Source organism: Enterobacter cloacae complex sp. P2B (assembly GCF_014895985.1).
In the GTDB taxonomy this organism is placed as follows: domain Bacteria; phylum Pseudomonadota; class Gammaproteobacteria; order Enterobacterales; family Enterobacteriaceae; genus Enterobacter; species Enterobacter bugandensis.
Window position 1 is genome coordinate 86,806 of record NZ_JADBQQ010000002.1, and the last position, 25,252, is coordinate 112,057.

The 25,252-nt window shown below is 55.9% G+C and carries 22 protein-coding genes and 2 pseudogenes; 8 read left to right on the forward strand and 16 right to left on the reverse strand.

Going from position 1 to position 25,252, the window contains the following annotated elements; genetic code table 11:
• Window positions 1-68: 68 nt before the first annotated feature.
• The gene (gene manA, locus IM313_RS01115; RefSeq protein WP_028012929.1) at window positions 69-1,244 is read right to left on the reverse strand and encodes a mannose-6-phosphate isomerase; all 1,176 of its coding nucleotides are present in this window, start codon (window positions 1,242-1,244) and stop codon (window positions 69-71) included.
• 199 nt (window positions 1,245-1,443) lie between these two features.
• On the opposite strand from manA, the gene fumA reads away from it, so the two are divergent.
• Together fumA and fumC are read left to right on the forward strand one after the other, a co-directional pair.
• Window positions 1,444-3,090, forward strand: a complete 1,647-nt coding sequence (gene fumA / locus IM313_RS01120; RefSeq protein ID WP_028012930.1) for a class I fumarate hydratase FumA — start codon at window positions 1,444-1,446, stop codon at window positions 3,088-3,090.
• A gap of 137 nt (window positions 3,091-3,227) precedes the next feature.
• A complete protein-coding gene (gene fumC / locus IM313_RS01125; RefSeq protein WP_192970981.1) occupies window positions 3,228-4,622 on the forward strand; it encodes a class II fumarate hydratase in 1,395 nt (464 codons plus the stop codon).
• On the opposite strand, the gene tus is transcribed toward fumC, so the two are convergent.
• Both tus and rstB read right to left on the reverse strand, forming a co-directional pair.
• Window positions 4,623-5,552, reverse strand: coding sequence for a DNA replication terminus site-binding protein (gene tus, locus IM313_RS01130; RefSeq protein WP_192970982.1), 930 nt, complete (start codon window positions 5,550-5,552; stop codon window positions 4,623-4,625).
• Window positions 5,553-5,625: 73 nt separating this feature from the next.
• Entirely contained in the window at window positions 5,626-6,924 is a 1,299-nt protein-coding gene (gene rstB / locus IM313_RS01135; protein ID WP_048999470.1) for a two-component system sensor histidine kinase RstB, read from the reverse strand.
• A 199-nt stretch (window positions 6,925-7,123) separates the two neighbouring features.
• On the opposite strand from rstB, the pseudogene IM313_RS22485 reads away from it, so the two are divergent.
• Window positions 7,124-7,297 (forward strand): annotated as a pseudogene (locus tag IM313_RS22485) (KilA-N domain-containing protein); the annotation flags it as partial.
• A 42-nt stretch (window positions 7,298-7,339) separates the two neighbouring features.
• Here IM313_RS22485 and IM313_RS01140 read toward each other — a convergent pair.
• On the reverse strand, window positions 7,340-7,726 hold the full coding sequence (locus IM313_RS01140) for a hypothetical protein (protein ID WP_063942569.1): 387 nt from the start codon (window positions 7,724-7,726) through the stop codon (window positions 7,340-7,342).
• A gap of 326 nt (window positions 7,727-8,052) precedes the next feature.
• Between IM313_RS01140 and IM313_RS01145 the strand changes: the two are divergent.
• Window positions 8,053-8,199: pseudogene (locus tag IM313_RS01145) on the forward strand (DJ-1/PfpI family protein); the annotation flags it as partial.
• A gap of 175 nt (window positions 8,200-8,374) precedes the next feature.
• Here the strand turns inward: IM313_RS01145 and IM313_RS01150 are convergent.
• Window positions 8,375-8,635 (reverse strand): hypothetical protein, encoded by a 261-nt coding sequence (locus IM313_RS01150; RefSeq protein ID WP_192970983.1) that lies wholly within the window; start codon window positions 8,633-8,635, stop codon window positions 8,375-8,377.
• 244 nt (window positions 8,636-8,879) lie between these two features.
• On the reverse strand, window positions 8,880-9,596 hold the full coding sequence (gene rstA / locus IM313_RS01155; protein WP_028012938.1) for a two-component system response regulator RstA: 717 nt from the start codon (window positions 9,594-9,596) through the stop codon (window positions 8,880-8,882).
• A gap of 128 nt (window positions 9,597-9,724) precedes the next feature.
• Here rstA and IM313_RS01160 point away from each other — a divergent pair, with 128 nt between their 5' ends.
• A complete protein-coding gene (locus IM313_RS01160; RefSeq protein WP_192970984.1) occupies window positions 9,725-10,060 on the forward strand; it encodes a GlpM family protein in 336 nt (111 codons plus the stop codon).
• On the opposite strand, the gene folM is transcribed toward IM313_RS01160, so the two are convergent.
• The 3 genes from folM to ydgH all read right to left on the reverse strand — a co-directional run bounded on the left by folM (window position 10,057) and on the right by ydgH (window position 13,330).
• Window positions 10,057-10,779, reverse strand: coding sequence for a dihydromonapterin reductase (folM, locus tag IM313_RS01165; RefSeq protein ID WP_028012939.1), 723 nt, complete (start codon window positions 10,777-10,779; stop codon window positions 10,057-10,059). The genes IM313_RS01160 and folM overlap by 4 nt on opposite strands.
• Window positions 10,780-10,818: 39 nt before the next feature.
• Complete coding sequence (locus IM313_RS01170; RefSeq protein WP_048999467.1) at window positions 10,819-12,201, reverse strand: amino acid permease; 1,383 nt, start codon at window positions 12,199-12,201, stop codon at window positions 10,819-10,821.
• 184 nt (window positions 12,202-12,385) lie between these two features.
• Window positions 12,386-13,330 (reverse strand): DUF1471 family protein YdgH, encoded by a 945-nt coding sequence (gene ydgH, locus IM313_RS01175; RefSeq protein ID WP_014883599.1) that lies wholly within the window; start codon window positions 13,328-13,330, stop codon window positions 12,386-12,388.
• A 535-nt stretch (window positions 13,331-13,865) separates the two neighbouring features.
• Here ydgH and pntA point away from each other — a divergent pair.
• From pntA to IM313_RS01190, 3 genes are all read left to right on the forward strand, one after another.
• The gene (gene pntA, locus IM313_RS01180) at window positions 13,866-15,395 is read left to right on the forward strand and encodes a Re/Si-specific NAD(P)(+) transhydrogenase subunit alpha (protein WP_028012942.1); all 1,530 of its coding nucleotides are present in this window, start codon (window positions 13,866-13,868) and stop codon (window positions 15,393-15,395) included.
• A gap of 10 nt (window positions 15,396-15,405) precedes the next feature.
• Complete coding sequence (gene pntB, locus IM313_RS01185; RefSeq protein WP_013096868.1) at window positions 15,406-16,794, forward strand: Re/Si-specific NAD(P)(+) transhydrogenase subunit beta; 1,389 nt, start codon at window positions 15,406-15,408, stop codon at window positions 16,792-16,794.
• Between the two features lie 106 nt (window positions 16,795-16,900).
• On the forward strand, window positions 16,901-18,010 hold the full coding sequence (locus IM313_RS01190) for a mechanosensitive ion channel family protein (protein ID WP_047368431.1): 1,110 nt from the start codon (window positions 16,901-16,903) through the stop codon (window positions 18,008-18,010).
• Between the two features lie 40 nt (window positions 18,011-18,050).
• Here the strand turns inward: IM313_RS01190 and uspE are convergent, their stop codons facing one another.
• From uspE to IM313_RS01225, 7 genes are all read right to left on the reverse strand, one after another.
• On the reverse strand, window positions 18,051-19,001 hold the full coding sequence (gene uspE / locus IM313_RS01195) for a universal stress protein UspE (protein ID WP_028012944.1): 951 nt from the start codon (window positions 18,999-19,001) through the stop codon (window positions 18,051-18,053).
• A gap of 109 nt (window positions 19,002-19,110) precedes the next feature.
• Window positions 19,111-19,293, reverse strand: coding sequence for a hypothetical protein (locus IM313_RS01200; RefSeq protein ID WP_224224379.1), 183 nt, complete (start codon window positions 19,291-19,293; stop codon window positions 19,111-19,113).
• Between the two features lie 146 nt (window positions 19,294-19,439).
• Window positions 19,440-20,192 (reverse strand): fumarate/nitrate reduction transcriptional regulator Fnr, encoded by a 753-nt coding sequence (fnr, locus tag IM313_RS01205; RefSeq protein WP_006174991.1) that lies wholly within the window; start codon window positions 20,190-20,192, stop codon window positions 19,440-19,442.
• A 183-nt stretch (window positions 20,193-20,375) separates the two neighbouring features.
• Entirely contained in the window at window positions 20,376-20,891 is a 516-nt protein-coding gene (ogt, locus tag IM313_RS01210; protein ID WP_045261474.1) for a methylated-DNA--[protein]-cysteine S-methyltransferase, read from the reverse strand.
• 10 nt (window positions 20,892-20,901) lie between these two features.
• Entirely contained in the window at window positions 20,902-22,428 is a 1,527-nt protein-coding gene (gene abgT / locus IM313_RS01215) for a p-aminobenzoyl-glutamate transporter (RefSeq protein ID WP_045261473.1), read from the reverse strand.
• 41 nt (window positions 22,429-22,469) lie between these two features.
• Window positions 22,470-23,915, reverse strand: a complete 1,446-nt coding sequence (locus IM313_RS01220) for a M20 family metallopeptidase (protein WP_192970985.1) — start codon at window positions 23,913-23,915, stop codon at window positions 22,470-22,472.
• Entirely contained in the window at window positions 23,915-25,225 is a 1,311-nt protein-coding gene (locus IM313_RS01225; RefSeq protein WP_192970986.1) for a M20 family metallo-hydrolase, read from the reverse strand. The genes IM313_RS01220 and IM313_RS01225 overlap by 1 nt, the downstream gene beginning before the upstream one ends.
• Window positions 25,226-25,252 lie beyond the last annotated feature (27 nt).

The following is a 25,252-nucleotide window of genomic DNA, read 5'->3' on the forward strand; positions in this document are numbered from 1 at the left end:
AAAAACCGCCCGGAGATATTAAGCCTTCAACTAGCTTAGCAAGAGTTGTTAAAAAATTCAGTAAGTGCTTAAAGCTTATTAAAAACGCGTGCCAGGCGACCGGTGCCGCTCACGCTGACCGGGGACTCATTGGCTGCAACGAATGCTGACTCGCCAGGCTGGAGAACCAGACGCTGCTCGCCTTTGCGCAGCGTTGCTTCGCCCTCGACGCAGAACAGGATCGCCGCGCTCTCCTGTGCGATTGTCGTTTCCGTCTGATTGAGGTCATGCAGGGAGAACGCAAAATCCTCAACCGGAATCGGGAAGTCCAGCTCTGCACCGTTTTTCACCGGCTGAGTCAGCAGCTCCGCGGCAGGCTTCGCCACAAACTTCACGTTGGCAACCAGCTCAGGGATGTCGATATATTTCGGCGTCAGGCCCGCGCGCAACACGTTGTCAGAGTTGGCCATCACCTCCAGCGCTACGCCCTGCAGGTAGGCGTGCGGGGTTTCCGCGAACAGGAACATCGCTTCGCCCGGGTTCAGCTTCACCACGTTCAGCAGCAGAGGGGAGAACAGGCCGCTGTCGTCAGGGTAAAACTCGGAAATCAGGCGGATGGTCTCCCACGGTTCCCCTTGCTGGCTGTTCAGGGCCGCTTTCAGCACCGCCAGCGCGTGAGATTTCTCTTCACCCTGCATATTCAGCAGGCTGGCAAACAGCTGGCTGAGCGCGTCCGCGTTTGGGTTTTCGAGGAAGTGGGCAATAGCCTTGTTGGCACCCGCGACCGGCTGCAGCAGGGAGATAATCTCTGAAAACTCGCGGAACGCGTTCATCGCCAGGAACGGGGTCAGCGCGAACACCAGCTCCGGCTTGTGGTTAGGATCTTTGTAGTTACGCTCGGCGGCATCCAGCGGGATGCCCGCCGCGTTCTCTTTGGCAAAGCCGATTTCAGACGCTTTCTTGTTCGGGTGAACCTGGATGGAGAGCGGCTGGTCGGCGCACAGCACCTTAAACAGGAACGGCAGTTCGCCAAAGCGCTGAGCCACCTTGTCGCCCAGCAGTGCGGCTTTATCGGCATCAATCACGTCACGCAGGCTGCGTACCTGGCCGCTGGCGTCTTCAATTTTTGAGCTGCTCTTCGGGTGCGCCCCCATCCACAGTTCCGCCATCGGCAGGTTGTTCGGGTTCGCGATACCGTAGAGATCCGTTAACGCAGTTTTACTTCCCCAGGCGTAGTTTTGCACTGAGTTAATGAGTTTTTGCATTATCAAGCCCTGATTCAAATGTGGAATTAACTCCGGGTATTAAAGCAATAAACTACGTGGAAGTAACCTGTGGATGTAAAAAGTCGTACTAGTCTCAGTTTTTGTTAAAAAATTGTGTAGGATAAGCTGACTCGCTTTTAAGCCGGGCAGCGGAACATCTGCCCTGAATAAACAGACCGAAGCAGTAAGTGAGAGAACAATGTCGAATAAACCCTTCCATTATCAGGATCCTTTCCCCCTCAGTAAGGATCAGACCGAGTATTACCTGTTAACCCGCGATCACGTCTCCGTCTCTGAGTTTGAAGGACAAGAGATCCTCAAGGTGGATCCGCAGGCGCTGACGCTGCTGGCGCAGCACGCTTTCCACGATGCCTCCTTTATGCTCCGCCCCGCGCATCAGCAGCAGGTTGCCGATATTCTGAGCGACCCGGAAGCCAGCGAAAACGACAAGTACGTTGCCCTGCAGTTCCTGCGTAACTCCGATATCGCGGCGAAAGGCATTCTGCCCACCTGCCAGGACACCGGCACGGCGATCATCGTCGGTAAAAAAGGCCAGCGCGTCTGGACCGGCGGCGGTGACGAAGCGGCGCTGGCTCACGGCGTCTACAACACCTACACCGAAGACAACCTGCGCTACTCGCAAAACGCGGCGCTGGACATGTACAAAGAGGTCAACACCGGCACTAACCTGCCTGCACAGATTGACCTCTACAGCGTCGACGGTGACGAGTACAAATTCCTCTGCATCGCCAAAGGCGGCGGTTCAGCCAACAAAACCTATCTCTACCAGGAAACCAAAGCGCTGCTCACTCCGGGCAAGCTGAAAAATTACCTGGTTGAGAAGATGCGTACCCTCGGCACCGCGGCGTGCCCGCCGTACCATATCGCCTTCGTGATTGGCGGAACCTCGGCTGAAAGCACGCTGAAAACCGTCAAGCTGGCCTCAACCAAATACTACGACGGACTGCCTACTGAAGGTAACGAGCACGGTCAGGCGTTCCGCGACGTGCAGCTTGAGCAGGAGCTGCTGGAAGAGGCGCGTAATCTGGGACTCGGGGCGCAGTTTGGCGGTAAGTACTTCGCCCACGACGTGCGCGTGATCCGTCTTCCGCGCCACGGTGCCTCCTGTCCGGTCGGGATGGGCGTCTCCTGCTCTGCGGATCGCAACATCAAGGCCAAGATCAACCGCGAAGGCGTGTGGATCGAAAAGCTGGAAAATAACCCGGGCAAATACATCCCGGAAGCGCTGCGTAAAGCGGGTGAGGGGGAAGCGGTTCGCGTTGACCTGAACCGTCCGATGAAAGAGATTCTGGCGCAGCTTTCTCAGTATCCGGTCTCGACCCGTCTCTCCCTGAACGGCACGATCATCGTGGGCCGCGACATTGCGCACGCGAAGCTGAAAGAGCGTCTGGACAACGGCGAAGGGCTGCCGCAGTACATTAAAGATCACCCGATCTACTACGCGGGGCCGGCGAAAACGCCTGAAGGCTATGCCTCCGGCTCGTTAGGCCCAACCACGGCAGGGCGTATGGACTCGTACGTTGATCAGCTGCAGGCCAACGGCGGCAGCATGATCATGCTGGCGAAAGGCAACCGCAGCCAGCAGGTGACGGACGCGTGCCACAAGCACGGCGGCTTCTACCTCGGCAGCATCGGCGGCCCGGCGGCGGTTCTGGCGCAGGGCAGCATCAAGAGCCTGGAGTGCGTGGAATACCCGGAGCTGGGTATGGAAGCGATCTGGAAAATCGAAGTGGAAGACTTCCCGGCGTTTATCCTGGTGGATGACAAAGGCAACGACTTCTTCAAGCAGATCCAGTCGTCCCAGTGTTCGGCGTGCGTGAAGTAAATTGAAAAAAACGGGTGGCGCCGCCGCCACCCGACATCAAAAAGAGCGCACAAAGCGCCATACCGTTTCTCAGAAGTCATCAATACTTATCCCTTAAGCATGTGAGCAATCCCTCTTTTGTTATCAAGGAGAAAGTAATGACCACGGTACGCCATGAGAAAGACTCGATGGGCGCCATCGACGTCCCGGCCGACAAGCTATGGGGCGCGCAAACCCAGCGTTCGCTGGAGCACTTCCGTATTTCGACCGAAAAAATGCCCGTCTCGCTGATTCAGGCGCTGGCGCTGACCAAACGCGCCGCCGCGAAAGTGAACCAGGATTTGGGCCTGTTGGACAACGATAAAGCCACCGCCATTATCAACGCCGCAGACGAAGTGCTGGCGGGAAAGCATCCTGACGAATTTCCCCTTGCTATCTGGCAGACCGGTTCCGGTACCCAGAGCAACATGAACATGAACGAAGTGCTGGCGAACCGGGCGAGCGAGCTGCTGGGCGGCGTGCGCGGCATGGAACGTAAGGTCCACCCGAACGATGACGTCAACAAAAGCCAGAGCTCTAACGACGTCTTCCCGACGGCGATGCACGTGGCGGCGGTAATCGCCATTCGCGAGCAGCTTATCCCGCAGCTCAACGTGCTCAAATCCACGCTTAACGAGAAAGCGCAGGCCTTCCGCGACATCGTCAAGATTGGCCGTACGCACCTGCAGGACGCCACGCCTTTGACGCTCGGCCAGGAGATTTCCGGCTGGGTGGCGATGCTGGAACACAACCTGAAGCATATCGAGAACAGCCTGCCGCACCTGGCGGAGCTGGCGCTCGGTGGGACGGCGGTCGGTACCGGGTTAAACACCCATCCAGAATACGCGGTGCGCGTGGCGGAGGAGCTTGCTGCCATCACCGGACAGCCTTTCGTCACGGCGCCCAATAAGTTCGAAGCGCTGGCGACCTGCGATGCGCTGGTCCACACCCACGGCGCGCTGAAGGGGCTGGCGGCCTCGCTGATGAAAATTGCTAACGACGTGCGCTGGCTGGCCTCGGGCCCGCGCTGCGGCATCGGTGAAATCAGCATCCCGGAAAACGAGCCGGGCAGCTCCATCATGCCGGGTAAAGTGAACCCGACCCAGTGCGAAGCCATGACCATGCTCTGCTGCCAGGTTATGGGCAACGACGTGGCCGTCAACATGGGCGGTGCGTCCGGCAACTTCGAGCTGAACGTCTATCGCCCAATGGTGATCCACAACGTGCTGCAATCTGTTCGTCTGCTGGCGGACGGGATGGAAAGCTTTAACGAGCATTGCGCGGTAGGGATTGAGCCCAATCGCGAACGCATCAGCCAGCTGCTCAATGAATCTCTGATGCTGGTCACCGCGCTCAATATCCATATTGGCTACGACAAGGCCGCCGAGATCGCCAAAAAAGCGCATAAAGAGGGGCTGACGCTGAAAGCCTCCGCCCTGGCGCTGGGCTATCTCACGGAGGCGGAGTTTGACGCCTGGGTTCGCCCGGAAGCGATGGTCGGTAGCCTGAAATAATCATCCCGCCACGTACAGGTGCAGCCGAGGAATAATCAGCTGTAGCGGCTGCGCCTGAGGTCTGTAACGGTGCTGAACATTGTCAGCATCGTAATTCAGCAGTTCCCCGATATCGGGTACCACCGCGCCCTGAGCGGCATCGTAAAGCGCAATCAGCGGCGTCGGGCAGGCATATTGCACCTGCTTTTGCTGACCGGAATACCAGACGCGAGCGATAGGCTGCACCTTCACCGGGCGCTTTATCTTCAGGCGCGCATCCGCTGGCAGCGAGGCGATGCTGTGGTACTCCTGCTCCAGGCGCTCAATCCACTGCTCCCGCGACCACGGGGCGACCGTGCGCGGCGATTTCAGGCTTTTTTCCAGCTGGGCCAGAATCTCATCCCGGGTGAAGTTTTTAATGATGTGCTTATTCGCCCAGCCGAAGCGCAGCGTAGCGGGGTGACGCAGTACCGTCAGCGTCCGATAGGCGTTCAGGGTAATCAGCCCCGGAAGCTGGCGGTGCACCCACTCGAACCGCGCGGCAGGCGCGAGGCCGGACTCTTCGGTGATGATCTTTTCAAAGGCCGCTTTCAGGGTGTTGATATGCGCAATCTGGCTTTCCAGCGCTTCGCGCGATGTCGCATCGGTTTGCAGGCAGATGACCCCCGGCAGGCGCACGGCGGCCTTGCTGCTGCGGTTTTCTGACTGCTGCTGGATAAACAGGCGACGATAGTGTTTTAGCGCCAGCTCAAGGGCCGCGCTGCCGATGTGCTGTTCGACCTCGATGGTGTCCACCGGATCGTGCTCGGCTCCCTTAGCCACATCGGGCAGGGTAAAGACGCTCGCGGCCAGCAGGCGGCAGGCCTGCAAACGCTCGGTCAGGGTCAGGAGTTCGTGTTCTATTTCCCGAAACGTGCCGTTAAGCCGTTCGATGAGATCGTAGTTCGCCATAAACACTCTCATTAGTTACAACATACTTATCATATAGCACAGCACGCCGGGTCAGGCCAGCGTGCGTTTGAGGTCAGGCAGGGACGGGAAGGGCGATGTTATGGTACACCGGCCAGCTAAAGCAGAAGCGCGCGCCGCCGAGCTCGCTCTCCTCGCAATGCACCGTGCCGCCCATCGCCTGCGCGATAGAGTAGACAATCGCCAACCCCAGGCCGCATCCGCCGGTGGCGCGATCGCGGCTGGGATCGAGGCGGACAAACGGTTCAAACACGGTTTCTCGCGCTTCCGGGGCAATTCCCGGTCCGTCGTCCTCCACCGTCAGGCTGGCCCGGTTGCCCTGCAAATCCAGGCCAATCTGGAGCGTACTTTCGCTGTAGCGCATGGCGTTGTTCATCAGGTTGTCCAGCACGCGCTCCATCAGGCGCATATCGAGCGCGCCGTAGTCACCCGGCGTGACGCGCGTCAACAGCGTGCGCTGCGGGTTTACGCTCTGAACGTCATCAATGTGGGTTTGCAGCCAGGCGGGCAGATCCGGCGTGGTGAGGTTCAGCTCGTTTTGCGGGCGGTCGAGACGCGCGTAGGTCAGCAGCTCCTCAATCAGCGCTTCAAGCTGGCCAATGTCGCGGTTAAGCGCCTGATTCTCTGCCTCGGTCAGATTCTCGCTCATCTCCAGACGGTAGCGCAGGCGAACCAGCGGCGTGCGCAGCTCGTGCGCAATTCCGTCGATCAGCTGCTTCTTGCTGGCGATCAGGGCGTTGATGTTATCGGCCATCTGGTTAAAGGCCACGCCCAGACGCTCAAAGCTGGAACCGCTGTCGAAATGAATGCGTTCGGTAAAATGCCCCTCACCAAAACGCTGCGCGGCGGATTCCAGCTTCAGCATGTCCTGCCAGTGGGGCCGCATCCAGATAAAGACCGGAAATGCGAGCGAAATGGCGATAAAGGCCATCAGCGCCATGTCCAGCAGGCGCATCTGGTGCAGATAATAGAGATAGGGCACCGGCCCGACGGCCAGCACGTAATGGCTGCGCGGAATACGCTGAATAAACGTGTATTTCTCATCCAGCGCGACGATGTCCCCGTCGCGCAGACGCTGCATGGCGGGCGGATCCAGCTCAAAATCTTTCAACGGCTCAATGCGTAAATCGAATGACAGATTAAGATCCAGCTCTTTCAGGGTTTTCGCCCAGTCGTGTGGCGGGATCTCTCTCAGCTCGCTGCGCATCAAATAGAGCGAGCTTTTCATCAGATCGTCCAGCGACTGCCGGCCCGCACGTTCGGCGGTGAATTTATAAACCAGGCCGACCAGCATGGTCATCACCAGGAAGCAGACAAACAGTAAAAGATAAAACTGCACAAACAGCTTTTTCATTAAATATCACCGGGACATCAAGTAATTAACTACTTTGTTTTGACCTTCAGGGGCACTATAGGGACATTTGCATATCCGCCAAAGCGCTGATTCAAAAATGGTACCTGATCGCTATCGAGAACATTTATCCTCGCAGAGTATACATGAATGCCCGATCGTTTTATCGTTCGGTAGGCCTGTCTTCTCGTTCAGTTTTGAAGCAATTTCTCGGCTGAACAAGCTTGATCATATTATTAATACCGAAACGAAAGAGGTTAGTCATTGCGCCAGCAAAATGGGCCGGTGGGAAGCTGGTGGTAGGAAACAATTTCTTCATATGGCTCGTGAGTGGATGATGAGCGAAGTTCAGATTTATTTGCCAGGCTTCAAATAAGTATTCACAGAGAGCCATTTTCACAACGGCTTACAGATAAAATTACTTCCTGTAAAGGTCGCCTTGACCGGACCTTGCTCTTCCCCAGATTTCATCATCAGAGAGTGAAGTTTCTATCAGTTCAATCGGTGCGCCATTGTCATTAATCATGGCAACAAAGAAACCGTCAATGGGCTCATAGGGACCAAGAATTACTTCTTCATCTTCGATAGCTCTTAGCAGGTTGTCCACTTTGAAGGCGACGTGAGGCACAGTTTTTATCAGATTGTGGAGTGGAGAACTATCTTTAAATCTATGCCACTGCACACGAAACTGGCCTGGGTTATCAACTGTATACATCCCGGCTTTTTCGCTGTATGCACCTTCAAAAACGCCATCCTGTAACGGGATGCCGAAGTGATGAAAGGTATACTTTACATTTGATTTCATTCTTATCTCGCTAACTAATTAATGACAATTTAATTGAGCATAGGATGTAACTACTGTGGGCAATGTACTAAATATAAACAACTAAAGAATACCATACATGAAATTCTTCCAACACGAGCGCATTTGTAAGTGGATTTAAAAGGGATATCCCTACAGCGGAAAAATCATCTGCTATTCCCTTGAGTGGATAAATAGACGTTCATGACTTACATCGACAGATGCATTAAACCTGTAAGGGAATCGATTTAACTGCTGGTAATTTTGAAATGATCAATCTGATGCGAGCGTTTGTTTCTGAAGGTGTTGAATTTTTTACAAACTTATGCAGCAAGCGGTTTGGTTCAGTTTGTACGGGGGCATTACTCCTGGCGCTCACCGGAAAGCTAAATGGAAAAAGAGTGACCACGCATTGGGCATGTGCGGAAACCCTTTCCGCCAGGCATCCCCAAATAATCGTAGAGGCAGATGCGTTGTAACGAGCCGTTAATAGCTTTGCGAACGGGAGAGAAGCTATAGCCTTTCCAGTAAATTGCAGGTTTTCTGCACACTAAACTGCACAAACAGCTTTGTCATTGGATCTCACCGAAAAAACGCTATGTGCAGAATATACATAAAAACCCTTCGGGTTTTTCACGTCTGTCAAGCGTGTTATATGGCTTTCGCGCTGTTTTTTACCTTGGCGATGAATTTTTCGGTCACGGCCAGGCCTTCCGCAATGTGCGTATCAATCACATCCGGCCCGTATTCGCTGATGAGATCCAGCAGTATTTCATAAGACTGGATGAGTTCCAGCAGGTCAAAGAGCGCTTTTTGATCGGTGCGTGAGGGTGAGGTGTGGTTAAGGGTTGCCTGATTAACAATCCACTCAAGATTGATTTTTATCGCTTCTACCTGACCGTAGCTATACATAATTCATGAGCTTAAATCCTCATTTCAAGATTTCTGGGAGCGATGTCGTGAAAGCTTCACGGCGAAAATGAGTAAAACGATCGTAAGAGCAGGATGAGCTGAAGAAAGGAGAGTCGAGAAGCTAATTATGGAATAGTTTGCGTGCTTAGCAAGTTAAATGTTGCGCAAACGTAAAAATAAATGCGCGAAAGGAGGGCGTTTTCGCGCAATGCCTTCAATTCGCGCAGATTATCCTATCCGACGATCAGGTTTCCCAGGCGTGTGGGGCGAACAGATAACCCTTGTTACGCACGGTTTTAATGCGGTAGGGCTCGGTGGCGTTATCCTGCAGTTTTTTGCGTAATCGCGAAATCGCCACGTCAACGCTGCGATCCATACCGTCATAGCTCACGCCACGGAGGTTTTTCAGCAGCGCGTCGCGGTCCATGATTTGCCCGGCATGCGTGGCCAGCTCCCACAGCAGGTCAAAGTCTGCGGTAGAAAGGGCGATAAGCTCGCCGGAAAGCAGGACCTGGCGGTTAACCGGGTCAATAGACAGCGTACCGAAGCGCAACGCTTTGTGCGGCGTCAGGGACGGCGCGGGCGCTTCGCGTTCGATGCTGGCGTGCTGGCGCAAATGCAGGCGCAGGCGGGCCAGCAGGACGGCAGGCGGTGTGGTTTTCAGAATGTAATCATTGGCGCCCATCTCCAGCGACAGAATATGGTTCATATCGCTGTCCAGTGAGGTCAGCAGAACGATAGGACCGTCCCAGCGGGCGCGCAGGTCCCGGCAGAGCGTCATGCCGTCTTTGCCTGGCAGCATGATGTCCAGCAGCACTAAATCCGGGTTTTCACGGACGACCACCTCTTCGGCACGATCGCCGCGAGGCTCAACAATGACGTCCATATCATGTTTACCCAGATAGGCGGCGATCAATTGCCCGACTTCGGGTTCGTCTTCAACATATACAATCTTATTCATACAGCGTCTGTTTTCGTGAAAAAAGCCAAAATACACCGCGGAACCTTAACCTTCCATTAATCTTTCAAAATTAACGCCGCTTCCGTTATTCTGACGTTTCTTGTTATTTGATTGTTATAGGAAAAAATATGGGGCTGGTGATCAAAGCCGCGCTGGGGGCGCTGGTGGTATTACTGATTGGCATTCTGGCAAAAACCAAAAACTACTATATTGCCGGGCTGATCCCGCTGTTCCCGACCTTTGCGCTGATTGCCCACTATATTGTGGCCTCTGAGCGGGGTAGGGAAGCGCTACGCACGACCATTGTGTTTGGCATGTGGTCAATCATACCGTACTTTCTCTACCTGCTTTCCCTGTGGTATTTCACCGGTTTTCTGCGGCTCCCCCTGGCGCTGGGCGGGGCAGTGGTCTGCTGGGGGCTCAGCGCCTGGGTGTTAATCTTCTTCTGGAGCCGCTTTCACTAGCGCAGCGGGCGGCCGCCGTCCACGGCAAAGGTTCTGCCGGTGACGTAGCAGCTGGTGAGCAGGTAATCCACCAGGTCGATCACCTCTTTCTCACCGGGCGCTATTTTCATGAGCGACTTATTCAGCGCCTGCTGGCGGTATTCCGCATCATCGTGTTCGTTAAACAAAATCATCGCCGGGGCGATGGCGTTCACCTTTACCTCGGGCGCGAGCTTGCGGGCAAAGGAACGCGTCATGTTATCCAGCGCGGCTTTGCTGGCCGCGTAGGCGATATGCTTGTCGCTGCCGCGCTCCACCACATAATCGGTAAAGTGAATAATGTCCCCCGCCGCATGCCCGTGGCCGCGCAGCAGATCCTGCAGCGCGTGGTTAAGCAGATAAGGGGCGTTAACGTGGATCTGCAGCATGGCGGAGAGCGTATCGCTGAGGGACGTGCCGGGCTTCTCGGCACACCATGCGCTGGCGTTATGGATCACGGCACGCAACCCCGTCGCGGTGGATTTAACCTGTTCGGCAAAGGCCAGAATGCCTTCGTCGGTGGAAAAATCAGCCTGAATGCAAACCGCTCCGGCTTTGCGCAGCCCCTCAATCGACGGGTATTCCGTACGGTAGCTGACAATGACCGGATGCCGAAGGTTGAGAAAGTGATGGGCGAGGGCGAGGCCGATACGGCGGCCTCCACCGGTGATCAGTATTGGGCGAAGCGGTGCATTTCCCATCGTATTCTCCTTTACAGTTCAACAATGGGAAAGACAGTGCTATCCCATTAACATCCAGGTTGCCGGTACGGCAGCAACCAGTAACAGCCCGATTAAGGCCATTTCACGGCGTTTCAGCGCGTTCTCCAGCTGATGCGTGCGGCGGGCATAGACAAACACCAGCAGACCCGGCGCATACAGCACAACCGACAGCAGCAGATGCATCGGCCCGGAAGCATACAACAACCACAGGCCGTAAATACAGGCCCCTACGCCCACAACATAGTGCACCGGACGCGTGGCGATTTTTAACAAATACGCACCCACTAAGAAATAGGGTACCAGAATCATCTCCGAGGCGATGGTCAGCAGGGTGTTATAGTCTGAACCTGTGAGCCAGATCAGCACCAGACAGACCTGAACGCTGATGTTGGTCAGCCAGAGTGAGGCTGATGGTGCATTATTTTGGTTTTGACGGGCAAACAGGCGGGGAAACGCCTTGTGCGTCGCGGCCAGGAACGGTACTTCAGCCGCCATGATGGTCCAGCTCAGATAAGCGCCGCAGACGGAGACGATCAGTCCTGCGGCAATCACCACATCGCCCCACGGGCCGAGCATTTTCACCATCAGTCCTGCCATGGACGGGTTACGCATTTCGGCCAGTTCAGGACGCGCCACCACGCCCAGCGACAGCAGGGTCACCAGCAGATACACGCCCAGCGCCGCCAGGACGGCCAGCAGCGTGGCGCGGCCCACATCGCGCTTATTACGCGCGCGGGCAGAAACCACGACGGCACCCTCAACGCCGATAAATACCCACAGGGTAATCAGCATCGTGTTTTTCACCTGCTCCCAGACCGGAACGCCCAGCGCAATGCCGCTGAAATCAAGCGAAAACACGTCGAGACGGAACGCAATGAAGGCCAGCACGATAAACAGGCCAAGCGGCACCAGCTTCGCCAGCGTCGCCACCAGGTTGATGCTGGCGGCGGTCTGGACACCGCGCAAAATCAGCCAGTGAACAATCCACAGCAGCACCGAGGCGCCGACGATAGACTGCCAGGTATTACCGTCGCCAAACAGGCGCAGCTCAGGGGTATCGGTAAAGAAACTGAGCGCCGAGAAGACAATTACCAGATAAGAGACGTTGGCGATGACCGCGCACAGCCAGTAGCCCCAGGCGGAACAGAAGCCGATCAGCTCGCCGAAACCTTCACGTGCATAAGTAAAAATGCCGCCGTCCAGATCAGGGCGAATGCGCGTCAGCAACAGCATGGCAAACGCCAGCAGCAATATCCCGACACCGGTAATGCCCCAGCCAATGAGCAGGGCGGCAGGGCTTGCGACGGCCGCCATGTTCTGCGGTAAACTGAATACGCCCGCGCCCAGCATTGAGCTCAATACAAGTGCAGTTAAAGCACTCAGGCCAAGTTTCTTTTCCATTGGCTTCCTGTTATGAAAAGTCCCAATCCAGAATAATTATTTCGCTAAGGCGCATAAAAATGGTGGATCACACTAAGGCGCGGGATTTTACGGAGTGTAACGAAAGCATGCAATGATGTGTGGCAGATTTTCAAAAAAAGTAACAAAAAAGGCGGCATTGCGCCGCCTTTCATCAACGGTTTTGTTACTTGTACAGATCGGCGCTGATGGTCACGTTGTTACCACGTTCCTGCCACTGGCGGGTGATGTGGTAATACTTCGCCCCTTTCTTCGCCGCACGCTTCGCGACCTGATAAGAGACTTCCGTCATATTGCCGTAGTTGCCGGTAAACTTGATGCTGTCGAACGGCACCATCTGCGCGGCAGTGGCTTTGTTCAGCTCTTCAATTTTGGTGCCGTCCGGCAGCGTCACGGAGTAACGGCCACCTTTCGTGGACTGCGTTTCAAAGAAACGGCCCACTTCAGCGCTTGGCGCCGCAGTGGTCGCTACGCCCGGAATTTCAACTTTCTTCGCTTCTTCGCCGCCTTTGGCTATCGCCGCGCGACCCGCTTCAGAATCCGCAGGGATGGCATCCGGGCTCTGCAGAACGCGTTTTTTCGCATCTTCTTTGTAGATGAATGCGGTAATACGCTGGTTGCCGCCCTGGTTAGCATCCACCTGACGCACGATATAGAAAGAGTAGGCACCTTTCTCTTTCGCGGCTTTGGTGATGGCATCGTTCACTTCTGGCTGGCTGCGATAGAAGCCCTGAACGGTAACGGTGTCGTAAGGTTCCAGCTCAATGGCCTGGTCTTTCGGCAGCTCAACGATACCGTTGATCACGCGGTTTTTCGGCGCGTCAGCCTTTGGTGCATTATCTTTATACAGCGCAATGGTCACGCGCTGGTTACCGCTGTTGCCGTAATCGGACTGGTCAACTACGTAAAACGAGGCCGCTCCGTTTTTATCCGCGGCTTTTGATGCGGCGGCGACGGCATCGCCAATAGAATTATAACGACCCACAATGACCGTATGGTCAAAAGGTTTTAACGCTGCCGCTTGCTCTGGCGTTAACTCTGTTGCGGCATTCGCAGACAGGGCGGTCGCACAGAGAAGTGCGGACGCCAGGAGTGTGTTCTTAAGCTTCATAAAAATAATCCTTCGCCTTGCGCAAACCATGTACTGGTATTGTTGTTAATTTGAGACGGCCCTGATTATGGCATTTAAAACCCGTCGCTGTCTGCGCCATTTTTCACTGCCTGTGCTCACTCAATTACCGAATTCGATAACATTTAGTGATATGTTGAAAAAACAGGCGTTTGACAAGCAAAACTGATAAAGCATATGACTTTTACAAGTTAATTTAATGTTAATAACTTGTTCTCTTATGGCGCTATATCATGTTTTTACCGCTTCGCTTGCGCGATTTATCGGTTCTGGCGATGAATTTAAGGTAAATATCACTGTCAGTGACGCCGATCGCTTATTTTTCACAGATAAAGTAAGAAATAGTGTTTTCTGGCGGTAGATCACAAGCGCTATTTTCAGTAGGTTATAGACAGTTTGTTACTGTTTTATTTTGCGGGGTTACTCATTTCTCGTCGCTATCATGCTGGCGAAAATTGATACAAACCGCGGGCATTTATCGACAAACCATCATCAAAAACCGATGGAAGGGAAAACTATGCGTATTGGGGTACCAAAAGAACGGTTAGCCAATGAAACCCGCGTAGCGGCAACACCGAAAACGGTGGAGCAACTGCTTAAGCTGGGTTTTACCGTCGCGGTTGAAAGCGGCGCAGGCAAGCTGGCGAGTTTCGATGACGAAGCCTTTATTCAGGCTGGCGCGGAAGTGGTGGACGGTGCTGAAGTCTGGCAGTCGCCCGTGATTCTGAAGGTCAACGCGCCGGAAGAGAGTGAGATTGCGCTGCTGAATCCAGGCACCACGCTGGTGAGCTTCGTCTGGCCTGCACAAAATCCTGAACTGATGGAGAAGCTGGCGGCCCGTGGCGTGACCGTGATGGCGATGGACTCCGTGCCGCGTATTTCGCGCGCGCAGTCGCTGGATGCGCTGAGCTCCATGGCAAACATTGCCGGCTACCGCGCCATTGTTGAAGCCGCCCACGAATTTGGACGCTTCTTTACCGGGCAGATCACCGCGGCGGGGAAAGTCCCACCGGCGAAAGTGATGGTGATTGGCGCGGGCGTGGCGGGTCTTGCCGCAATCGGTGCGGCAAACAGCCTGGGCGCTATCGTGCGCGCGTTCGACACCCGTCCCGAAGTGAAGGAACAGGTCCAGAGCATGGGGGCCGAATTCCTTGAGCTGGACTTTAAGGAAGAAGCGGGCAGCGGTGATGGTTACGCGAAGGTGATGTCCGAAGCCTTTATCAAAGCCGAAATGGAACTCTTCGCCGCGCAGGCAAAAGACGTCGACATTATTGTTACCACCGCGCTTATTCCGGGTAAACCGGCGCCGAAGCTGATCACCCGTGAGATGGTCGACTCCATGAAGCCGGGCAGCGTGATTGTCGACCTGGCGGCGCAAAACGGCGGTAACTGCGAGTATACCGTTGCCAATCAGGTGACCACGACCGCGAACGGCGTGAAGGTGATCGGCTATACCGACCTGCCTGGCCGCCTGCCAACCCAGTCGTCTCAGCTGTACGGCACCAACCTCGTTAACCTGCTGAAGCTGCTCTGCAAAGAGAAAGACGGCAACATCACCGTCGATTTTGACGATGTGGTGGTGCGCGGCGTCACCGTCGTTCGCGAAGGTGAAATTACCTGGCCTGCGCCGCCTATTCAGGTTTCAGCCCAGCCCCAGGCTGCGCCGAAAGCGGCACCCGAGCCAAAAGAACCGGCTAAACCGGCTTCTCCGTGGCGCAAATACGCCATCATGGCGCTGGTCATTATTCTGTTCGGCTGGCTGGCTGACGTCGCGCCGAAAGAGTTCCTCGGCCACTTTACCGTCTTCGCACTCTCGTGCGTTGTGGGTTACTACGTGGTGTGGAACGTCTCCCATGCGCTGCATACGCCGCTGATGTCGGTGACCAACGCTATCTCCGGGATCATCGTGGTAGGGGCGTTGCTGCAGATTGGACACGGCGGCTGGATCAGCTTCCTGAGCTTTATCGCGGTGCTGATCGCCAGTATCAATATTTTCGGTGGTTTCACCGTGACTCAGCGCATGCTGAAAATGTTTCGTAAAGGCTAAGGGGTAGCATATGTCTGGAGGATTAGTGACAGCCGCATACATTGTTGCTGCAATCCTGTTTATTTTCAGTCTGGCGGGGCTTTCCAAACACGAAACGTCTCAGCAGGGAAATAACTTTGGTATCGCCGGGATGGCGATTGCGCTGATTGCCACCATCTTCGGGCCGGATACCGGCAACGTGGCGTGGATCCTGGTGGCGATGATCATCGGCGGCGCGATTGGTATTCGCCTGGCGAAGCGCGTTGAAATGACCGAGATGCCGGAGCTGGTGGCGATTCTGCACAGCTTCGTGGGCCTGGCGGCGGTGCTGGTGGGCTTCAACAGCTACCTGTATCACGAACCGGGCATGGAGCCGATTCTGGTCAACATTCATCTGACCGAAGTGTTCCTCGGTATCTTCATCGGTGCAGTAACCTTCACCGGTTCTATCGTGGCGTTCGGCAAGCTGCGCGGTAAGATCTCTTCTAAACCGCTGATGCTGCCTAACCGTCACAAGCTGAACCTGGCGGCGCTGGTGGTGTCGTTTGTGCTCCTGGTGGTCTTCGTGCGTACCGAAAGCGTGGGCCTGCAGGTACTGGCGTTGCTGGTGATGACCATCATCGCACTGGCGTTTGGCTGGCATCTGGTGGCGTCCATCGGCGGTGCGGATATGCCGGTGGTTGTCTCGATGCTGAACTCCTACTCCGGTTGGGCAGCGGCGGCTGCGGGCTTTATGCTGAGCAACGACCTGCTGATCGTCACCGGTGCGCTGGTCGGTTCCTCCGGTGCCATCCTGTCTTACATCATGTGTAAGGCGATGAACCGTTCGTTCATCAGCGTTATCGCCGGTGGCTTCGGTTCTGACGGTTCTTCTACCGGCTCTGACGAAGAAGTGGGTGAACACCGTGAGATCAGCGCGGAAGACACCGCGGAAATGCTGAAAAACTCGCATTCTGTGATCATCACCCCAGGCTACGGTATGGCGGTGGCGCAGGCGCAGTATCCGGTGGCGGAAATCACCGAGAAGCTGCGTGCGCGCGGTATCAAAGTTCGCTTTGGTATTCACCCGGTGGCCGGACGTCTGCCGGGCCACATGAACGTACTGCTGGCGGAAGCGAAGGTGCCATACGACATCGTGCTGGAGATGGACGAGATCAATGATGATTTCGCCGACACCGACACCGTGCTGGTTATTGGTGCTAACGACACCGTTAACCCGGCGGCACAGGACGATCCGCGTAGCCCAATCGCCGGGATGCCGGTTCTGGAAGTGTGGAAGGCGCAGAACGTCATTGTCTTCAAACGCTCGATGAACACCGGCTATGCTGGCGTGCAGAACCCGCTGTTCTTCAAAGAGAATACCCATATGCTGTTTGGCGACGCCAAAGCCAGCGTGGATGCGATTCTGAAAGCGCTGTAATTCGCTTTCTCCTGACAAACCGCCTTTCGGGGCGGTTTTCCTATTTCTGCGGCCAGCGTTTCTCCTCTGTCTATACTTTACCCTTTGTGTAATACGAGGAGGTGTAATGCAATTTCTGTCCCGCTTCGACATCATCGCGCTGATGATGACGCCGACATTCTGGATAGGCGCCGCCACGGTTGTCTTTGTGACGCTGTTGGTGTACTGGCTGCTAACGCGCCTGATCGCGTTCGTTAAGAAAGGCATCACCACCTGGGGCGACAAGCACCCGACCACCAACCGGATGCGTTTTATCCTGACCGATATGCTTAACCGCACCAGCCGCTTCCTGCTGTTTGTGGTGGCGCTGCTCTTCAGCCTGCGTTTCGTTGACTTGCCGGATCATCTCTTTGGTACCGTGAGCCACGCCTGGTTCCTGGTTTTCGCCATCCAGGTGGCGCTGTGGATGGATCAGGGGGTGGTGTCGTGGCTTCGTCACGTCATGCTGGCGCCCGGAAGCCATAAAAACCCGGTCACGCTGGTGATCACGGGGCTTATTCTCCGTGCCATCGTCTGGTCAGTGATGCTGCTGTCTATCCTTGCTAACGCGGGCGTCAACATCACTGCTCTGGTTGCCAGCCTTGGGGTAGGGGGTATTGCCATCGCCCTCGCCGTACAAACTATCCTCAGCGACGTGTTTGCCTCGCTCTCTATCGGCTTTGATAAGCCGTTTGAAATTGGCGATTTTGTGGTGTTCAACGACGTGGCGGGGACGGTAGAGCACATTGGCCTGAAAACGACCCGTATCCGCAGCCTGAGCGGGGAGCAGATCGTCTGCGGTAACGCCATTTTGCTTCAGCAGACGCTTCACAACTACAAACGCATGCAGACGCGTCGCATCGTCTTTACCTTTGGCGTTGCCAGCGACACGCCGCCCGATAAGTTGCGCTACGTGGGGGATATGGTCAGGCAGATCATTACTGATGTCGGCGAGACAAAATTCGATCGTGCCCATTTTCTGGGATTTGACCGCGACCGCCTGACGTTTGAAGTCGTCCATATCGTTAATACCGCGGATTACAATAAATACATGGACATCCAGCAGGAGATCAATATCCGTATTCTTGAAGGGCTGAACGCCCAGGAGATTAAGCTGGCGCTGCCCAGCATGGTATTGCACGCGCCGTGGATGCAGGATGAGTCAGGTGAACAGACGAAGCCGGTAATGGAGAGCTGATGAGAAAAGCCCGCCGGAGCGGCGGGCTTTGATGTTTACGTTAATCGTCTTCCGGGTCGTCCAGCTCAATCGGCGTCTGATACTCATCCGGCTTGATGACCAGCAGGTCGCAGCGCAGATGGTCGATCACCTGTTCGGCGGTATTGCCGAGGAAGGCAGCAGAGATACCGGTCCGGCCAATGGTGCCCAGCACCACAATCCCGGCCTGCAGATGTTCGGCTAAATCCGGGATCACCTCTTCAGGCAGCCCTTTTTCCACGTGCGTCATGTTCTCGTCAATGCTGAACTTCTGGCGCAGCGCTTTCATCGCCAGCAGGTGCTGACCGCGGATCGCGTCGTTATAGACGCTAGGGTCAAATTCCGGCAGCTCAATGGCGATATTGATCGGGGTAACCGGATAGGCGCCCACCAGATGCACTTCGGTATGGTTAACCTGATCGGCAAGCTGGATGGTCTCCTTCACCAGCTTCTCGTTGAGCGAATTGTGATAATCCTCTTCGCTCGCGAGATTCACCGCCACAACGGCTTTCCCGCCTTCAGGCCACGGCTGGTCTTTCACCATCCAGACCGGGCAAGGGCATTTACGCAACAAATGCCAGTCGGTCGGAGTGAAGATTACGGACTCCAGCTTGTCGTGCTGGTGCGCCATCTTCAGCAGCAGGTCGTGCCCACCGGCAACCACTTCCTGGATAATGGCCTCAAAAGGTCGGTTATGCCAGACCACTTTAATATCAATAGGCACGCCCGCTTCCAGGTAATACTTCGCCTGTTCACGGATCCACGCGGTACGCTGGCTGATGACGCCCTGACGCATAGCGGTGCGCTCGTCAGGCGACAGAAGGGTGGTCATCTCATACGAGAAGTCATAGATCGGCAAAAACGCTTTGATTTTGCCACCAATCCGTTGATGTAAATACACAGCACGTCGTAATGCCGGCTGATCGTCCTGATTCGGATCGATAGCTACCAGCATGTTTTGATACTTGGCCATACAGGTCTCCTTACTACTGTCACCACAGTCTGTAATTAAAAGAGTAACCTATATATCCTGAATGAAACAGAGGGGAGCTTTTGCCAGATCAATAATTCATGAAAATTTATCAGAGGAAAAGCACGGTGGATGTCACCGCGATAAACGCAATGAACAGCAGCACCATCACCGCTATCGCAAAGGTCGTGGAATCCTGAACGTAGGTTTTTTCCTCCCCCTTCATCGGACCGACAAGCATGATCCAGATGAAGATAAAGGTCACTGAGGCGATCACGACTGAAACGAAAAACAAACTTTCTCTCAATTCATAACCTCAACGACAACCTTTCAGGCGCTGTATGGGGACGTGCTACGGTGAAAATGTCTTAAAGCGGAAGCGATGATACCAGACCAATAAATCACGTGAATTTATCAGTCTGGTTATCAACATGCGGAGAGTTACGCCACGTTGCGGGCGTGTCCGGCAAGAACGGCCAGCGCTTCGCCGTTTTCGATAGTGATGTATTTACCCTTAACGGCCAGCATTCCGCTCTTCTGGAAACGACCCAGCAGACGGCTGATGGTCTCAACGGTCAGGCCCAGGTAGTTACCGATATCGCCACGGGTCATGGTCAGACGGAACTCACGCGGCGAGAAACCGCGCTCGGCGAAGCGGCGGGAGAGGTTGTAGATAAACGCGGCCAGGCGCTCTTCTGCGTTCTTTTTGGAAAGCAGCAGAATCATGTCCTGATCGCCTTTGATCTCACCGCTCATCAGACGCATCATCTGCTGACGCAGGTTAGGCATCTTACCGGACAGATCGTCCAGGGTTTCAAACGGAATTTCGCAAACCATCGAGGTTTCGAGTGCCTGAGCAAAGCTCGGGTGGTGACCAGTGCCGATGGCATCAAAGCCCACCAGATCGCCTGCCAGGTGGAAGCCGGTGATCTGCTCGTCACCCTGTTCGGTGATGGTGTAGCTCTTGATGGTGCCAGAGCGGATAGCATAGAGCGATTTCAGTTCGTCTCCCGCTTTAAACAGCGTCTGCCCTTTCTGAATCGGCTTTTTGCGCTCGATGATATTATCAAGCTGATCGAGTTCATGCTCATTCAGGGTAAACGGGATACAGAGCTGGCTGATGCTGCAATCCTGGCAATGGATAGCACAACCGCCAGACTGAATGCGTCGTATAATTCGCTTTTCCGGGATCATAGGTTTGCTCAAGCCTTAATTGATATTGGTCAATTTTAACATCTTTTTGGTAAGTACGTAAGCCTGACAAACCCTCAATAAGGACAAGAGACGGCAACGTGTTGCCATCTTCTTGAAATTCCACAGCTTGATTATGGATTTTTAGCCTAACCGGAAGAAAATTAAGCACAAAAAGCCTGGGATCTACAGCAAGAGATACCCTTCGTGACGTAGTAACCACTCCTTACGCTGCACGCCACCGGCATAGCCGGTCATGGTGCCGTTACGGCCAATGACCCGATGGCAGGGCACCACAATGCTGACCGGATTAGAGCCATTGGCGGCACCCACCGCGCGTGCGGCGCCTGCGCGGCCTAGCTGCTCCGCGAGCTGGCCGTAATGCATGACCTGCCCGCACGGAATCGACCGCAGCGCCCGCCACACTTCGCGCTGAAAAGGGGTACCTGCCGTGGCGGTTGGCAGAGTGTCAATGATGCTGAGATCGCCTTCAAAATACGCCGCCAGCTTGTCGCTCAGCCCGCCCGGGTTGGTGGCGCTGATGCGTTCATAACCTTGTGCGCGGTAATGAATATCAAGCAGTTCCTCCATGCGGTCGCTGTGCTCTTCCCACTCAACGGCGCGCAGGCAGAACTGCTCGTCCGCGATCACCCACAGCGGCCCGAGCGGCGTCGCAATTTTATCTTCGAGTAATCTCAGCATTTTCAATCCTTTAATTTAGCCTCGGGTATATCCCCGGCCCAATCGGCAGGCCGACAAGATACCATGCCACCAGCATCACCAGCCATACCCCTAAAAAGATAAGCGGGTAGGGTAAAACCAGCGAATAGTAGGTACCCAGTCTGGCCTCGGGCTTATAGCGCTGCAGGAAGCCTAAAAACAGCGGAACGAAAGGTGAGACGGGCGCCAGCGGGATCACCGAGGAGTCCGCGATGCGGAACAGGATCTGGGCAAACGCCGGGTGGAATCCGAGCATCATAAACATCGGCACGAAGATCGGCGCCAGAATTGACCAGATGGCGGAGCCGCTGGCAATAAACATGCACAGCAGGGATGACAGCAGCGCCAGCCCGACAAACGCCGGTACGCCGCTTAATCCGGCAGCCTCCAGCGCGTCGGTCAGGCCCACGGCCATAAACTTGCCCATGTTGCTCCAGTTAAACATCGCCACAAACTGCGCCAGCGGGAATACCATCACGATAAAGCCCGCCATCTCTTTCATCGGCTCGATCATCAGCTGCGGCAGATCGCCCTGACGGCGGATTTTGCCGGTAGCGATACCGTAGGCGAGCGAAACGACAAAGAAGAAGAGAATAATCAGCGGCACGATGCCCTGAATAAACGGCGACGGCAGGACGGTATGCTTAACCGGATCGCGCAGTATGCCGTTTTCCGGTACCACCATCAGCGCCACCAGCGCGATAAACGCCAGCGAGACCAGCCCAGCCACGCGCAGGCCGAAGCGCTGCTCTTTGCTTAGCGTCTCCAGCTTTTCATCGCTACGGCCTTCCCATTTGCCCAGACGCGGCTCGACGATCTTATCGGTAATCAGCCCGCCGACAATCGTCAGGACAATCACCGAGCTGGCCATAAAGTACCAGTTGTCGATCACGCTGACGTGCATGGCCGCATCAATGGTTTTCGCCGCCTCCGTGCTGATGCCCGAGAGCAGCACGTCGGTGGTGACGATCAGCAGGTTGGCGGTAAACCCGCAGCCCACGCCCGCAATGGCCGACAGCAGACCCGCCACGGGATGGCGCCCGACGGCGAGGAAGATCAGCGCCCCCATAGGCGGCATAATCACCAGCGCGGCATCGGATGAAATGTGGCTGAAGAAGGCGATAAACAGCACCATGTAGCTGGCGTAGCGCGCGCTGACGTGGGACGCCATTTTTACCATCAGCGCGGGTAACAAGCCCACGCGTTCAGCCAGCCCGGCGCCCAGCACCAGCGCCAGAATGGCCCCCAGCGGAGCGAAACCGCTGAAGTTTTTGATGACGTTCGGTAAAAACCAGTGCAGCCCGTCAACGCTGAGCAGGTTTTTCACCGCCACCAGGCTGCCGTCTGCCGGGCTGCGCACGCTGACGTCAAAGGCCGAGAGCACGGCGGTGGCAACCATCAAAATCACAATCAGATAGATAAACAGCAGGAAAGGGTGCGGCACTTTATTGCCGATCCTTTCAACCCAGCCATAGAGCTTACCGGATGGGGAATGCGAAGGTATGGATGACATACTCATGGGCGTTCCTCGGGAGTGTTGTGTTGTTGTGTTGTGTTTTTTTATTTTAAAGGTGACGGTGTCACGCCCGGTGGGATCGGACACGCGTACGGTTTTTCTTCTATTTGTTGTTCGAACTCTTCACGGCATGTTTTCAGCAGGTCTGCATCCTGCAGCAGATTGAGCGCGGTTGCGCCCATCACTTTCGCGGCCAGCAGCATGCCTTTGTGGGCGATGGAGGTTCGTCCCTGCGACACCAGTTGCCAGGTGTGCAGCGGCGTGCCAACGGTAAAGCAGGGGCTGAAGCACTGGGCGACCGGCATTTTCCAGCTGACGTCACCCACGTCTGTTGAACCCGCCAGCACGTTATCGGTGATGGCATAGGGCGCGACTTCATCCACCAGCAGCGTCTCCTGATGGCGGCGGGCAAAGGCTTTGCCTGCTTCTCCCCCCGTGGCGGCAATGTTTTTCAGGCTGTTCTGCAGATCGTTTGGCGTCAGCGTGGCGCGGATTTCGCGGGCAAAGTCGCGCTCTTCATCGGTCCACTCCGGCGTGCCGTAGTGCTGCAACGCGCGGTACATCGCAGCCTCAAGCGTGCGGTTCGGCAGGTAGCTGGAGCAGGCTTTATCAAAGCGGCATTCGACGGTGGTTTCGGTCATCATTGCCGCGCCCTGGGCAATTTTTTCGATGCGTTGGTAGATCTGCTGCGCGTCGGCCATCTCCGGGGCGCGGATCAGGTACAGCACTTCAGCCTGCGCCTGCACCACGTTGGGCGAAATCCCACCGGTGTCGGTGATGGCGTAATGGACGCGCGCTTTCTCAATGATGTGCTCGTTAAGAAAGTTGGTCCCGGTGGTCATCAGCGTCACGGCGTCCAGCGCGCTGCGCCCTAAATGGGGCGAGTTGGCCGCATGCGCCGCCACGCCGTGAAAACGCCAGGCCGCCTGAATGTTGGCCAGCGTGCTGACGTTAAACATCCCGGCAAAGGCCTCCGGGTGCCAGGTGACAGCAGCATCAACGTCATCAAACAGACCTTCACGTACCATAAAGGTTTTCCCGGAGCCGCCTTCCTCACCGGGACAGCCGTAAAAACGCACCGTTCCGCTGCCGCCGTGCTGCTCCAGCCAGCTTTTTACCGCCACCGCGCCCGCAAGCGCCGCGGTGCCCAGCAGGTTATGCCCGCAGCCGTGGCCGTTCGCCCCCGGCGTGGCGGATTGCGCCGTCGCGCAGTGCGCCTGCTGGCTTAGCCCGGCCAGCGCGTCGTACTCGCCCAGCAGAGCGATAACCGGTTTTCCGCTGCCGAAGCTGGCGATAAACGCGTTTGGGATACCGCCTGCCTCGCGGGTCAGCGTAAAGCCCTCGGCTTCCAGCTCGTCAGCGAGCCGTCTGGAGGACCAGAACTCTTCAAAGCGGGTTTCGGGATGATCCCAAATTGCATCGGCAATATCGGTTAGCGTCTGACATCGCGTGTCGATGGCATCGGCAATAAAAGCGTAGTTCTCCTGCATTACACACCTCGCGTCCACGGGAAATTGAGCGCAGTTCGCGCCAGCGTTTCAATGGCGACAGCCATGACCTGCTCATCGAAGTCGAATTTTTCGTTGTGATGTCCGGCGCTCAAATCCGTGCCGAACACCATATACGACGCCATGCCGCCGTTCTGCTGCACGCGGGCCATCATCAGCGTGGCGTCTTCAGAGCCTGCTGGCGCTTTCACCTTATCGATTGCGTGCACAATTCCCGATACCTGGCTCGCCTGTTCACGCAGGTAATCAACCCAGGCCGGCGTCGGTGCGCTGGAGGTGGCGGCCCCCATCAGGCGCATCTCCGCGCTCACGCCATAGAGCGCGGCCGCGCCGTTAATGACAGCCTGCGCGCGTTCAAAGACATACTGGTTTATTGCTTCGCTTTCGCCGCGGGTTTCAACCTTGATCAGTGCATTTGCGGGCACCACGTTGCGGCCGCTACCCGCCTGCATCACGCCGACGTTGACGCGGGAAGCGCCTTCGCTGTGCGGGGCGATGCTGTGCAGGGCGAGGGCGGCCTGCGCGGCGGCAAGCAGGGCGTTACGTCCATCCTCCGGTTTGCCGCCCGCGTGTGCGGCAACGCCGGTAAAGTTCACGTCGAACTTGGTGGTTGCCATAAAGTTATCGCTGCCGCAGATCGCCGTTCCGGCGGGGACGCCGGTACCAATATGGATGGCAGTAAAATAGTCCACGCCGTCCAGCGCCCCGGCGGCGACCATGGCGCGCGCGCCGCGGGTGCCTTCCTCGGCAGGCTGGAAGATCAGCTTGACGGTACCGTTGAGCTGCGCTTCGTTCTGCTTAAGCACCTTTGCCAGCCCCAGGCCAATGGTGGTGTGGCCGTCGTGCGCGCAGGCGTGCATCATTCCCGCGTTGCAGGAGGCAAAACCGTCGCGGAACGGGCGATGGCTGTCGTCGAGCGCTTCGCTTAAATCAAGGGCATCCATGTCGACGCGAAACGCCAGCGTCGGGCCCGGTCGTCCGGTATTCAGGGTCGCCACAATGCCGGTAAATCCGCCTTCAAACGGCGCCAGCCATTTCTCAGGCGCCCCCTGTGACCGCGCACGGGCAAACTCTCGCGAAAGGGTGGCGTCATCGGGCAGCCCCATACGGCTTTCGGCATCGATCACGTCGCGACCCATCGCCAGTTCGTAGCCCAGGGAGTCAAGGATTTCCGCGACCTTTGCGGCGGTACGGAACTCTACCCAGCCGGATTCCGCAAAATGGTGAAAATCGCGACGCCATGCGATCAGCTGGGGGGCTAATGTCTGGATGTACTGCGCCAGTGTGTCCATATCTGTTCCTGTCATCATTAAAAAATG

Coding starts and splice junctions, on each gene's coding strand:
- fumC (WP_192970981.1), top strand. CDS start 3,228: ATGACCACGGTACGCCATGAGAAAGACTCGATGGGCGCCATCGACGTC.
- IM313_RS01160 (WP_192970984.1), top strand. CDS start 9,725: ATGGGGCTGGTGATCAAAGCCGCGCTGGGGGCGCTGGTGGTATTACTG.
- IM313_RS01140 (WP_063942569.1), bottom strand. CDS start 7,726: ATGAAATCAAATGTAAAGTATACCTTTCATCACTTCGGCATCCCGTTA.
- IM313_RS01225 (WP_192970986.1), bottom strand. CDS start 25,225: ATGGACACACTGGCGCAGTACATCCAGACATTAGCCCCCCAGCTGATC.
- abgT (WP_045261473.1), bottom strand. CDS start 22,428: ATGAGTATGTCATCCATACCTTCGCATTCCCCATCCGGTAAGCTCTAT.
- IM313_RS01220 (WP_192970985.1), bottom strand. CDS start 23,915: ATGCAGGAGAACTACGCTTTTATTGCCGATGCCATCGACACGCGATGT.
- fnr (WP_006174991.1), bottom strand. CDS start 20,192: ATGATCCCGGAAAAGCGAATTATACGACGCATTCAGTCTGGCGGTTGT.
- IM313_RS01170 (WP_048999467.1), bottom strand. CDS start 12,201: ATGGAAAAGAAACTTGGCCTGAGTGCTTTAACTGCACTTGTATTGAGC.
- pntB (WP_013096868.1), top strand. CDS start 15,406: ATGTCTGGAGGATTAGTGACAGCCGCATACATTGTTGCTGCAATCCTG.
- fumA (WP_028012930.1), top strand. CDS start 1,444: ATGTCGAATAAACCCTTCCATTATCAGGATCCTTTCCCCCTCAGTAAG.
- ogt (WP_045261474.1), bottom strand. CDS start 20,891: ATGCTGAGATTACTCGAAGATAAAATTGCGACGCCGCTCGGGCCGCTG.
- ydgH (WP_014883599.1), bottom strand. CDS start 13,330: ATGAAGCTTAAGAACACACTCCTGGCGTCCGCACTTCTCTGTGCGACC.
- IM313_RS01190 (WP_047368431.1), top strand. CDS start 16,901: ATGCAATTTCTGTCCCGCTTCGACATCATCGCGCTGATGATGACGCCG.
- tus (WP_192970982.1), bottom strand. CDS start 5,552: ATGGCGAACTACGATCTCATCGAACGGCTTAACGGCACGTTTCGGGAA.
- manA (WP_028012929.1), bottom strand. CDS start 1,244: ATGCAAAAACTCATTAACTCAGTGCAAAACTACGCCTGGGGAAGTAAA.
- pntA (WP_028012942.1), top strand. CDS start 13,866: ATGCGTATTGGGGTACCAAAAGAACGGTTAGCCAATGAAACCCGCGTA.
- rstA (WP_028012938.1), bottom strand. CDS start 9,596: ATGAATAAGATTGTATATGTTGAAGACGAACCCGAAGTCGGGCAATTG.
- IM313_RS01150 (WP_192970983.1), bottom strand. CDS start 8,635: ATGTATAGCTACGGTCAGGTAGAAGCGATAAAAATCAATCTTGAGTGG.
- uspE (WP_028012944.1), bottom strand. CDS start 19,001: ATGGCCAAGTATCAAAACATGCTGGTAGCTATCGATCCGAATCAGGAC.
- folM (WP_028012939.1), bottom strand. CDS start 10,779: ATGGGAAATGCACCGCTTCGCCCAATACTGATCACCGGTGGAGGCCGC.
- rstB (WP_048999470.1), bottom strand. CDS start 6,924: ATGAAAAAGCTGTTTGTGCAGTTTTATCTTTTACTGTTTGTCTGCTTC.